This window comes from unidentified bacterial endosymbiont, from assembly GCF_918797525.1.
Classification (GTDB): domain Bacteria; phylum Pseudomonadota; class Gammaproteobacteria; order Enterobacterales; family Enterobacteriaceae; genus Enterobacter.
Genome location: NZ_OU963893.1, coordinates 4,639,881 through 4,651,395, shown reverse-complemented (window position 1 = coordinate 4,651,395; position 11,515 = coordinate 4,639,881). Strand labels below are relative to the sequence as shown.

The window sequence follows — 11,515 nt, the reverse complement described above, 5'->3', positions numbered from 1 at the left end:
AAATTACCTCACCGTCGAACCGTTATTCACCCTAAGCACCCAGTGCACATAGCTCTGCCATTGGCACTCCTGTTCAAACAGTTCTGCACCAAGCGGATGATTATCCAGCCACTTCTCTGGCATCGTCAGCGACAGTTGCTCCTCTTCGGCTACCAGCGTAATGGCGGGCAGCAAATCATCGCGTCGGCGGCTGGCAAACAGGATAGCCAGGCGTAGTAAACGGCAAAGATGCTCGGCCACGCGTGGGGGAACGGCATTTTGCTGGTGTAATGAAGAGAGATCAACGGCGTTAGTCTGGTTCAGCAGCAGGGTTGCCAGTAACTTTTTTTGTGCCGGGGTGAAGCCGGGCAAATCGAGATTTCGTACCAGCCAGGCGGCATGCAGCGGCGCTTGCTTGTATTCCACGCTCAAACCAATTTCATGTAGTGCACAGGCGCTTAGCATGAGATCGCGGCTTAAGGGTTCAATCTCCCAGATGTTCTTCACCTGATCGGCAAAGTGCGATGCCAGTTGCGCCACGCGGCCTGCCTGCTCAGTATCGACGAGAAAACGGCGCTGTACGTTGCGCAGGGTGCGGCGGCGGATGTCCTGATCGACCGTCAGGTGTAGCATCCCGTAGACCAGCCCTTCGCGCAGCGCGCCGCCAGCCAGAGTCATACACTGAATGTTCAATCCGCTAAAAATGGCGATCAGGATCGCGAGCCCGCTTGGGAAAACCAGCGCACGTTCGAGCGTCAGGCCTTCAATTTCAAGCTCTTCAAGACGGCCGCACTGAATGGCGCGCTGTTTTAGCTGCTGAAGTTTAACGAGCGTGATCCGCTCATCCATACCCTGAGCCATCATGATTTCCTGCAACGCCTGTACGGTTCCGGACGCCCCCACGCACACTTTCCAGCCTTGATAGCGCAGTTCGTCCATGACCGGGCGTAGCACGTCGCGAGCGGCTCTTTCCGCCTCATCGAAGTTCTCTTTCGCGAGGTTGCGATCGGTGAAATAGCGCTCAAGCCAGGTCACGCAGCCCATTGACAGGCTGAACAGTGATGTTGCCTGAGCACCTGTACCGGTGACCAGTTCGGTACTGGCTCCGCCGATATCCACCACCAGACGGCGATCGTCACCGCCCGTGGTGTGCGCCACGCCCTGATAAATCAGGCGCGCTTCTTCTTCACCGCTGATGACCTGAACCGGACAACCGAGAATGTCCTGTGCCTGGGCAATAAAATCCGCAGCGTTTACCGCCAGGCGGAGCGTCGCCGTCGCCACAACGCGGATCTGCGTCGGCGGGATGTCCTGCAGACGTTCGGCAAAAAGGCGCAGACACTGCCAGCCACGTTCCATGGCGTCAAGGGAGAGAACATTGTCGCTGCTCAGGCCCGCCGCGAGGCGGACCTTGCGCTTGATGCGCGTCAGCGTTTGTATGCTTCCGGCCACCTCGCGCACCACCAGCATATGAAAACTGTTCGAACCGAGATCAATTGCCGCATAGAGCGAGGTGGAGCTGAGCATATCTTTTTAACCTGAACGACGACGATTACGCGGTGCGCCACCGGAACGGCGCGGGCCATTGCCAGGGCGTGCGCGGGTGAGGCGCTTAGGCGGTGGCAGTTCGCTTAACAGCGCTTCGGGATTGTATTTGCTTTGCGGAATGGAGTGACCGATATAGGTCTCAATGGCCGGAAGATTCAGCGCATACTCTTCACACGCAAGGCTAATTGAGTGTCCGCTAGCCCCGGCACGGCCGGTACGACCAATGCGGTGTACGTAATCTTCGCAATCGTCTGGCAGGTCGTAGTTAAAGACGTGCGTCACGGCTGGAATATGCAGGCCACGCGCAGCCACGTCTGTTGCCACCAGAATGTCCAGATCGCCACGGGTAAATTCTTCCAGGATCCGCAGGCGTTTTTTCTGCGCGACATCGCCAGTCAACAGGCCAACACGGTGACCGTCTGCAGCCAGGTGGCCCCAGATATCTTCACAGCGGTGTTTGGTGTTCGCGAAGATAATGGCGCGGTCTGGCCACTCTTCTTCGATCAGCGTTTGCAGCAGGCGCATTTTCTCTTCATTAGAAGGATAGAAAAGCTCTTCTTTAATGCGGTGACCCGTTTTCTGCTCCGGCTCCACTTCCACATATTCGGCGTTGTTCATCTGTTCGAACGCCAGTTCACGAACGCGGTAAGAAAGGGTCGCCGAGAACAGCATGTTCAAACGTTGATTCGCTGCAGGCATGCGGCGGAACAGCCAGCGGATGTCTTTGATGAAGCCCAGATCGTACATACGGTCAGCTTCATCCAACACTACCACCTGGATTGCGCCGAGATTAATGTGATTCTGTTTTGCGTAGTCGATAAGACGGCCGGTGGTACCGATCAGGATATCCACACCGCTTTCCAGCACTTTCAGTTGTTTATCATAACCGTCGCCGCCATAGGCCAGGCCGAGTTTCAGGCCGGTAGACTGCGCCAGGGGTTCAGCGTCTGCGTGGATCTGTACCGCCAGTTCTCGCGTCGGGGCCATTATTAGCGCGCGCGGCTGGTTAACTTTGCGGTCTGCAATCGCTGGGTGAGAAAGTAAATAATGAAACGTTGACGTTAAAAACGCCATCGTTTTGCCAGTACCGGTTTGCGCCTGCCCTGCAACATCGCGTCCTGCCAGCGTCAGCGGCAGCGCGAGGGCCTGAATGGGCGTGCAGTTATGAAAACCTTTACTTTCAAGGGCTTCAATCACTTTTGGGTGCAGGGCGAAGTCGGAAAACTTCTGTTCTGTTAAATGTGTTTTGCTCATAGTGTGGTAGAATATCAGCTTACTATTGCTTTACGAAAGCGTATCCGGTGAAATAAAGTCAACCTTTAGTTGGTTAATGCGACATCAACACGTCGTTGATGGGGCGAAACCAACGTACCAGGCTTATTCCTGTGGAGTTATATATGAGCGATAAAATTATTCACCTGACTGACGACAGTTTTGACACGGACGTACTTAAGGCTGACGGGCTCACCCTCGTCGATTTCTGGGCTGAATGGTGTGGTCCCTGCAAAATGATCGCCCCGATTCTGGATGAGATCGCTGACGAATATCAGGGCAAATTGACCATTGCCAAACTGAACATCGACCAGAACCCGGGCACCGCGCCGAAATACGGCATCCGTGGCATTCCGACCCTGCTGCTGTTTAAAAATGGCGAAGTGGCGGCGACCAAAGTGGGCGCACTGTCCAAAGGTCAACTGAAAGAGTTCCTTGACGCTAACCTGGCGTAAGGTTTCTCGGTTGAGCGTCCAGAGCACCTAATTTGTACGGATCTCTGGACGCCCGGCCTTAGTCGTGCTAAGTTAGCTATGACTTCATTTTAAACATATCTTGTTGTTTGAATCTTGTTTTACCCGATACTTCCCAGTTGTTGACATAAACAGTGCGTGAAGTTGCAGATTCCGGGCTTGTCACTCAATCCGTCTTGTCGTTTCAGTTCTGCGTTCTTTCCCTGTAACCAGACAGCGAAGAGACATGAGTTGATGGCCGCTAAACAGGCATGGATGACCCTGCCATACCATTCACAATATTAAGTTCGAGTATCACCCCGAGTTTAAGAACCCACACCATTATGAATCTTACCGAATTAAAGAATACGCCGGTTTCTGAGCTGATTACTCTCGGCGAAAATATGGGGCTGGAAAACCAGGCTCGTATGCGTAAGCAGGACATCATCTTCGCCATCCTGAAGCAGCACGCTAAGAGTGGCGAAGATATCTTTGGCGACGGTGTGCTGGAGATATTGCAAGACGGATTTGGTTTCCTCCGCTCTGCAGACAGCTCCTACCTCGCCGGCCCCGACGACATCTATGTATCCCCAAGCCAAATCCGCCGTTTCAACCTCCGCACTGGTGACACCATTTCAGGTAAGATTCGTCCTCCTAAAGAGGGTGAACGCTACTTTGCGCTGTTGAAAGTTAACGAAGTTAACTACGACAAACCTGAAAACTCGCGCAATAAGATCCTGTTTGAGAACTTAACACCACTGCACGCAAACTCTCGTCTGCGTATGGAGCGGGGTAACGGTTCTACCGAAGACTTAACGGCGCGCGTACTGGATCTGGCCTCGCCAATCGGTCGTGGTCAACGTGGTTTGATTGTGGCACCGCCAAAGGCGGGTAAAACCATGCTGCTGCAAAACATCGCCCAGAGCATTGCCTACAACCACCCAGACTGTGTGTTGATGGTACTGCTGATCGACGAACGTCCGGAAGAAGTGACCGAGATGCAGCGTCTGGTGAAAGGCGAAGTGGTCGCGTCTACCTTTGACGAACCCGCATCCCGTCACGTTCAGGTCGCGGAAATGGTTATCGAGAAGGCGAAACGCCTGGTTGAGCACAAAAAAGATGTGATCATCCTGCTCGACTCCATTACCCGTCTGGCTCGTGCGTACAACACCGTTGTCCCGGCTTCCGGTAAAGTCCTGACCGGTGGTGTTGATGCTAACGCCCTGCACCGTCCGAAGCGTTTCTTCGGCGCCGCGCGTAACGTGGAAGAGGGCGGCAGCCTGACCATTATCGCTACGGCGCTGATCGACACCGGTTCCAAAATGGACGAAGTTATCTACGAAGAGTTTAAAGGTACAGGCAACATGGAACTGCACCTCTCTCGTAAGATCGCTGAGAAGCGCGTCTTCCCGGCCATCGACTACAACCGTTCCGGTACCCGTAAAGAAGAGCTGCTCACTACCCAGGAAGAGCTGCAAAAAATGTGGATACTGCGCAAAATTATCCACCCAATGGGTGAAATCGACGCAATGGAATTCCTCATTAACAAACTGGCGATGACCAAAACTAACGACGATTTCTTCGACATGATGAAACGCTCGTAACGTAAATAATCCCAGTAAACGCCACGTTTTTACGTGGCGTTTTTCTTTTATGGCTTATAGGCTATAACCGCAGACTGCCAATTTTGAGCATCCGATGCGACAATGAGATTATTCGTACAGTAAAAACATTAATAGATTGAATAGTAAACAAATGGGATTGTAAGGGGTTTGCTTTATGCCTTCTGGCTTAGCGACTTCATGGTTATACTTCCTTGACTAACTTTGTTGAGAACATCCATTGTGAACCTACTTGATACGTTTACTGAACTTACCAGTATTTTCTTATTCACCACCTGCTTTCTGTTTTTGGCACGTAAGGTGGCGAAATATCTGGGGTTAGTGGATAAACCCAACTTCCGAAAACGCCATCAAGGCATGATCCCTCTGGTGGGGGGCATCTCCGTTTTTGCGGGTATCTGTTTCGCCTTCGCGATTGCTGATTACTATATTCCGCATGTCAAACTGTACCTAATCTGTGCGACCGTGCTGGTGGTGGTCGGTGCGCTCGACGATCGCTACGACATTAGCGTCAAAATTCGCGCTTTCGTGCAGGCCGCCGTCGGCATTGCGATGATGGTCTTTGCAAAACTGCATTTGAGCAGCCTGGGCTATATCGTTGGCTCCTGGGAGATGGAGCTCGGTCCGTTCGGCTATTTCCTGACCCTGTTCGCCGTGTGGGTGGCAATAAACGCATTCAATATGGTGGATGGCATTGACGGGCTGCTCGGAGGGCTTTCGTGCGTTTCGTTTGCCGCTATAGGTGTCATCTTGTGGTTTGATGGGCAATACAGCCTCGCCATGTGGTGCTTCGCCATGATTGCCGCCATTCTGCCCTATATCATGCTCAACCTCGGCGTCCTGGGGCGCCGCTATAAAGTCTTTATGGGCGACGCTGGCAGCACGCTTATCGGCTTTACTATTATCTGGATTTTGCTGGAAACGACCCAGGGTAAAGTCCACCCGATTAGCCCGGTCACGGCGCTGTGGATAATCGCCATTCCGTTAATGGATATGGTCGCCATTATGTATCGTCGCCTGCGTAAAGGGATGAGTCCCTTCTCCGCCGATCGCCAGCATATTCATCATTTGATCATGCGCGCAGGATTTACTTCCCGTCAGGCATTTGTGCTGATCACGCTGGCGGCGGCCGTTCTGGCTGGCATTGGCGTGGCGGCGGAATATGCCCACTTTGTTCCTGAGTGGGTCATGTTGGTACTGTTTTTGCTAGCGTTTTCTCTATATGGCTATTGCATCAAACGCGCCTGGAAAGTGGCGCGTTTCATAAAGCGCGTAAAACGCAGGATGCGTCGAAATAGTGGTAATAATCCAACTTTAACTAAATAAACTGGGATTGTGATGACTCAACCGTTGGTGGGAGCAAAATCAGAAATGAACGAGAATGAGCTGGATATTCGTGGCTTGTTTCGCGTTTTGTGGGCGGGCAAACTGTGGATTATTGGCGTCGCATTGGGATTTGCGCTCATCGCGCTCGCCTATACGTTTTTTGCCAGGCAGGAGTGGAGTGCGACGGCGATAACGGATAAACCCACGGTGAATATGCTGGGGGGGTTCTATTCCCAGCAGCAGTTCCTGCGTAACCTGGATATCAAAGCCAATCTTGCCTCCCCGGACCAGGCTTCGGTTATGGATGAGTCTTACCGGGAGTTTGTGATGCAACTGGCCTCCTGGGATACGCGTCGCGATTTCTGGAGCCAGACGGATTATTACAAGCAACGCATGGCCGGGAACAGCAAAGCCGATGCCGCGCTGCTGGATGACATGATAAACAACATCCAGTTTATGCCGGGCGATGCGCTGCGAAATGTTAACGACAGCGTTAAGCTGATCGCGGAAACTGCGCCGGATGCCAACAACCTGTTGCGCCAGTACGTCGCTTTTGCCAGCCAGCGTGCCGCAAGCCATCTTAATGATGAGCTAAAAGGGGCATGGGCGGCGCGTACTATCCAGATGAAAGCGCAGGTAAAGCGTCAGGAAGAGGTAGCGAAAGCCATTTTCGCCCGGCGCGTACACAACCTTGAGCAGGCGCTGAAAATTGCCGAACAGCGGAATATCTCCCGCACCGAGACGGATGTGCCCGCTGATGAACTGCCGGATTCCGAGATGTTCCTGCTTGGGCGTCCGATGCTGCAGGCGCGCCTGGAAAACCAGCAGGCCGTTGGGCCTGAATTCGACCTCGACTACGATCAAAACCGCGCAATGCTCAATACGCTAAATGTGGGGCCGACTCTGGACCCGCGTTTTCAGACCTATCGTTACTTGCGAACGCCTGAAGAGCCCGTCAAACGCGACAGCCCACGTCGGGCATTCCTGATGATCATGTGGGGGATCGTCGGCGCGCTAATTGGCGCAGGTGTGGCGTTAACGCGTCATCGTGAAAGTTAAGCATGCCATTTACGATGGAGGCGGTTCGCCTTCATCGGTTAATCGAAGAGAATCGATGTGAAAGTACTTACCGTATTTGGCACCAGGCCAGAGGCCATTAAGATGGCACCTCTGGTCCACGCGCTGGCCAGGGATCCTGATTTTGAAGCGAAAGTGTGCGTCACTGCTCAGCATCGGGAGATGCTCGATCAGGTCTTATCTCTCTTTTCTATTGTGCCGGATTACGATCTTAATATTATGAAACCGGGGCAGGGATTAACGGAGATCACCTGCCGTATTCTGGAAGGATTAAAACCGATTCTGGAGTCCTTCAAGCCGGACGTGGTGCTGGTGCATGGCGACACCACCACCACCGTGGCGACCAGCCTTGCGGCGTTTTATCAGCGTATCCCGGTTGGTCATGTTGAGGCCGGTCTGCGTACCGGTAATCTGTACTCGCCGTGGCCGGAAGAGGCGAACCGAACGCTCACCGGGCACCTGGCGATGTACCACTTCGCGCCAACGGAAAACTCGCGCCAGAACCTGCTGCGTGAAAATATCAGCGAGGCGAAGATCTTTGTCACGGGTAATACGGTCATTGATGCGCTGATTTGGGTGCGCGATCGTGTGGTATCGAATGACACTCTGCAAAGCCAGCTTACCGCACGTTATCCGTTTTTGAATAACGGCAAAAAGACCATCCTGGTGACGGGACACCGCCGCGAAAGCTTTGGTCGCGGTTTCGAGCAAATCTGTCATGCGCTGGCTGAGATAGCCGCTCAGAACGAAGAGGTGCAGGTTGTCTACCCGGTACACCTCAATCCTAATGTTAGCGAACCGGTTAACCGTATTCTGGGCCATGTGGATAACGTCTTCCTGATTGAACCGCAGGACTACATGCCGTTTGTCTGGCTGATGAACCATGCCTGGCTGATCCTCACCGATTCAGGCGGTATTCAGGAGGAGGCCCCCTCCCTTGGCAAGCCGGTGCTGGTCATGCGTGACGCTACGGAACGCCCGGAAGCCGTTAAGGCGGGCACGGTACGCCTGGTGGGAACGGACACGCAGCGTATTGTTGAAGAAGTGACTCGCCTTTTGCACGACGATGAAGCGTATCGGGCGATGAGCCTGGCCCATAACCCGTACGGTGATGGGCAGGCTTGCGGTCGAATTTTGCATGCACTTAAACACAATCGGGTCTCGCTATGAGTTTTACTACCATCTCTGTCATTGGTCTTGGCTACATTGGGTTGCCTACTGCGGCGGCTTTTGCCTCTCGTCAGCAGCAGGTTGTGGGTGTCGACATCAACGCATGCGCGGTGGACACCATTAACTGTGGTGAAATTCATATCGTCGAGCCCGATCTGGACCGCGTGGTGAAAGAGGCGGTTGAGGGAGGGTACCTGCGCGCCAGCACGACGCCGGTCGAGGCCGATGCGTATCTGATCGCGGTCCCGACGCCCTTTAAGGGCGAGCACGAGCCCGATATGGTCTACGTCGAAGCGGCGGCGAAATCCATCGCGCCAGTCCTTAAGAAAGGGGCGCTGGTGATCCTCGAGTCGACTTCTCCGGTAGGGTCAACCGAACAGATGGCACAGTGGCTGGCCGAGGCCCGTCCGGACTTAAGCTTCCCACAGCAGGCGGGTGAGCAGGCTGATATCAATATCGCCTATTGCCCGGAGCGCGTGCTGCCAGGTCAGGTTATGGTCGAGCTAATCAAAAATGACCGCGTGATTGGCGGCATGACCCCGCTCTGCTCCGAACGTGCCAGCGCGCTTTATAAGATTTTCCTTGAAGGCGAATGTGTGGTGACCAACTCCCGCACCGCAGAAATGTGCAAACTGACCGAAAACAGCTTCCGCGACGTCAACATCGCTTTTGCGAACGAGCTGTCGCTTATCTGCGCCGACCAGCAGATTAACGTCTGGGAGCTAATTAGCCTCGCCAATCGTCACCCGCGCGTCAACATTCTCCAGCCCGGCCCGGGCGTAGGTGGCCACTGTATCGCCGTCGACCCATGGTTTATAGTGGCGCAAAACCCCGATCAGGCGCGGCTGATCCGTACCGCCCGGGAGGTCAACGACAGCAAACCGCGCTGGGTGCTCAACCAGGTTAAAGCCACGGTTGCGGATTGCCTGGCCGAGAGCGGTAAACGCGCCAGCGAGCTGAAAATCGCCTGCTTCGGGCTGGCCTTTAAACCGAATATTGACGATCTCCGCGAAAGTCCGGCGATGGAAATTGCCGCAACAATCGCTGGCTGGCACCAGGGCGAAACGCTGGTGGTTGAGCCAAATATTCATGAGCTACCGGCAAAGCTGGCGGGACACTGCACGCTTACCGCCCTGGATGATGCCCTGGCAACGGCGGATGTTCTGGTACTGCTGGTGGATCACAATGAGTTCAAAGCGACGCCGGGCGATAGCGTTCAGCAACGTTATCTTATTGATACCAAAGGCGTATGGCGTTGAATGAGCTTAACGGGGTGCTCGAGCCCCTGGCGTGGGAAAGCCGTTTCTTTGCGCGTCCCTCAGCAATTGTGCGTCTGAATGAAGACGCGCCAGCGCTTGCGGAGGCAGACTTTTCGGCCTGGTCGCGCGTGCAGGCGAAGGTTTCAGCGAGCCGCACCGACCTGCTTGAGGCGGTTCAGCAGCGCGGGTTTCAACTGGTTGAAGGGGAAATTGATCTCGCCATTACGCTGACCCGCCATGTTGCGCCAGGCGCAGAGATCGCAACGGAGCAGGATATCCCGGCTCTGCGTCAGCTTGCTGCCCGGGCGTTTGCGCAAAGCCGCTTTCGTGCGCCCTGGTACGCGCCGGAAGATAGCGGACGCTTCTATGCCCGGTGGGTAGAGAATGCGGTTCAAGGGACGTTCGACCACGTCTGCCTGGTGTTCCGCGCGCCAGACGGCCAGATTCAGGGATTTGTCTCGCTTCGTCAGCTTACCGGTCGCGAGGCCCGCATCGGCCTGCTCGCCGGGCGCGGCATGGGCGAGAAACTTATGCAGGCGGCGCTGTACTGGGCGCAGCAGCAACAGCTTTCAACTCTGCGGGTGGGGACCCAAATGGGCAACACCGCCGCGCTTAAACGTTACATTGCGAGTGGTGCCAACATTGAAAGCACCGCCTACTGGCTATACAGGTGACAAGATGATTCCATTTAACGCGCCCCCCGTTGTGGGCACCGAACTTGACTATATGCAGTCTGCTATGGGCAGCGGCAAACTTTGCGGTGACGGCGGTTTTACCCGTCGCTGCCAGCAGTGGATGGAGCAGCGTTTTTGCAGCGCCAAAGTGCTGTTGACGCCATCCTGTACGGCGTCGCTGGAAATGGCCGCGCTGTTGCTGGACATCCAGCCTGGCGATGAAGTGATCATGCCTAGCTACACCTTCGTCTCCACGGCGAATGCGTTTGTCCTGCGCGGGGCGAAAATCGTCTTTGTGGATATCCGTCCGGATACCATGAATATCGATGAAACGCTGATTGAAGCGGCGATCACTGAGAAAACGCGGGCGATTGTTCCGGTTCACTACGCGGGCGTGGCCTGTGAAATGGACACCATAATGGCGATCGCTAAAAAGCATGATCTGTTTGTGGTGGAAGATGCCGCCCAGGGCGTGATGTCCACCTACAAAGGCCGGGCGCTGGGCACCATCGGCCATATTGGCTGCTTTAGCTTCCATGAAACCAAAAACTACACTGCGGGCGGTGAAGGTGGTGCGACGTTGATTAACGATCGCGCGCTGGTGGATCGTGCGGAAGTGATCCGCGAAAAAGGCACCAACCGCAGCCAGTTTTTCCGCGGGCAGGTAGACAAATACACCTGGCGCGATATCGGCTCAAGCTATCTGATGGCGGATTTGCAGGCCGCGTACCTGTGGGCGCAGCTGGAGGCGGCGGAGCGTATCAATCTCCAGCGTCTGTCCCTGTGGCAAACTTACTATGACGCGCTGGAGCCGCTGGCACAGGCCGGGCGCATTGTGCTGCCAACCCTGCCGGCAGATTGTGTCCACAATGCCCACATGTTCTACATCAAACTGCGCGATAACGACGATCGCACTAAGCTGATTGCCTGGCTGAAAGAAGCTGAGATCATGGCGGTGTTCCATTACATTCCGCTGCACTCAAGCCCGGCTGGCGAGGCGTTTGGCGTGTTTGCGGGTGAAGACCGCTACACCACCAAAGAAAGTGAGCGTTTGCTTCGTTTGCCATTGTTCTACAACCTCACGCCGGTTAACCAGCGCACGGTGATTACTACGCTACTGAGCTATTTCGGCTGAT

10 protein-coding genes and 1 pseudogene are annotated in these 11,515 nt (G+C 54.7%); 9 read left to right on the top strand and 2 right to left on the bottom strand.

The window, feature by feature from the left end:
- Nucleotides 1-3: 3 nt before the first annotated feature.
- Nucleotides 4-1,506 (bottom strand): guanosine-5'-triphosphate,3'-diphosphate diphosphatase, encoded by a 1,503-nt coding sequence (gene gppA, locus NL510_RS22180; RefSeq protein WP_253380429.1) that lies wholly within the window; start codon nucleotides 1,504-1,506, stop codon nucleotides 4-6.
- A 6-nt stretch (nucleotides 1,507-1,512) separates the two neighbouring features.
- Nucleotides 1,513-2,781, bottom strand: a complete 1,269-nt coding sequence (rhlB, locus tag NL510_RS22175) for an ATP-dependent RNA helicase RhlB (RefSeq protein WP_253380427.1) — start codon at nucleotides 2,779-2,781, stop codon at nucleotides 1,513-1,515.
- A 143-nt stretch (nucleotides 2,782-2,924) separates the two neighbouring features.
- Between rhlB and trxA the strand changes: the two genes are divergently transcribed.
- The 9 genes and pseudogenes from trxA to rffA all read left to right on the top strand — a co-directional run bounded on the left by trxA (nucleotide 2,925) and on the right by rffA (nucleotide 11,514).
- Complete coding sequence (gene trxA, locus NL510_RS22170) at nucleotides 2,925-3,254, top strand: thioredoxin TrxA (RefSeq protein ID WP_095283908.1); 330 nt, start codon at nucleotides 2,925-2,927, stop codon at nucleotides 3,252-3,254.
- Nucleotides 3,255-3,410: 156 nt separating this feature from the next.
- Nucleotides 3,411-3,507 (top strand): annotated as a pseudogene (locus NL510_RS22165) (rho operon leader peptide).
- A gap of 88 nt (nucleotides 3,508-3,595) precedes the next feature.
- Complete coding sequence (rho, locus tag NL510_RS22160; protein WP_001054528.1) at nucleotides 3,596-4,855, top strand: transcription termination factor Rho; 1,260 nt, start codon at nucleotides 3,596-3,598, stop codon at nucleotides 4,853-4,855.
- Between the two features lie 240 nt (nucleotides 4,856-5,095).
- Nucleotides 5,096-6,199 (top strand): UDP-N-acetylglucosamine--undecaprenyl-phosphate N-acetylglucosaminephosphotransferase, encoded by a 1,104-nt coding sequence (wecA, locus tag NL510_RS22155; RefSeq protein ID WP_253380424.1) that lies wholly within the window; start codon nucleotides 5,096-5,098, stop codon nucleotides 6,197-6,199.
- A 12-nt stretch (nucleotides 6,200-6,211) separates the two neighbouring features.
- Nucleotides 6,212-7,258 (top strand): ECA polysaccharide chain length modulation protein, encoded by a 1,047-nt coding sequence (wzzE, locus tag NL510_RS22150; RefSeq protein WP_253380422.1) that lies wholly within the window; start codon nucleotides 6,212-6,214, stop codon nucleotides 7,256-7,258.
- Between the two features lie 57 nt (nucleotides 7,259-7,315).
- Nucleotides 7,316-8,446, top strand: coding sequence for a non-hydrolyzing UDP-N-acetylglucosamine 2-epimerase (wecB, locus tag NL510_RS22145; RefSeq protein ID WP_253380420.1), 1,131 nt, complete (start codon nucleotides 7,316-7,318; stop codon nucleotides 8,444-8,446).
- Nucleotides 8,443-9,705, top strand: coding sequence for a UDP-N-acetyl-D-mannosamine dehydrogenase (wecC, locus tag NL510_RS22140; RefSeq protein WP_253380418.1), 1,263 nt, complete (start codon nucleotides 8,443-8,445; stop codon nucleotides 9,703-9,705). The genes wecB and wecC overlap by 4 nt, the downstream gene beginning before the upstream one ends.
- Nucleotides 9,702-10,379, top strand: coding sequence for a dTDP-4-amino-4,6-dideoxy-D-galactose acyltransferase (rffC, locus tag NL510_RS22135; protein ID WP_253380416.1), 678 nt, complete (start codon nucleotides 9,702-9,704; stop codon nucleotides 10,377-10,379). Before wecC ends, rffC begins: the two co-directional genes overlap by 4 nt.
- 4 nt (nucleotides 10,380-10,383) lie before the next feature.
- Complete coding sequence (rffA, locus tag NL510_RS22130) at nucleotides 10,384-11,514, top strand: dTDP-4-amino-4,6-dideoxygalactose transaminase (protein ID WP_253380414.1); 1,131 nt, start codon at nucleotides 10,384-10,386, stop codon at nucleotides 11,512-11,514.
- The last annotated feature ends 1 nt before the right edge of the window (nucleotide 11,515 follow it).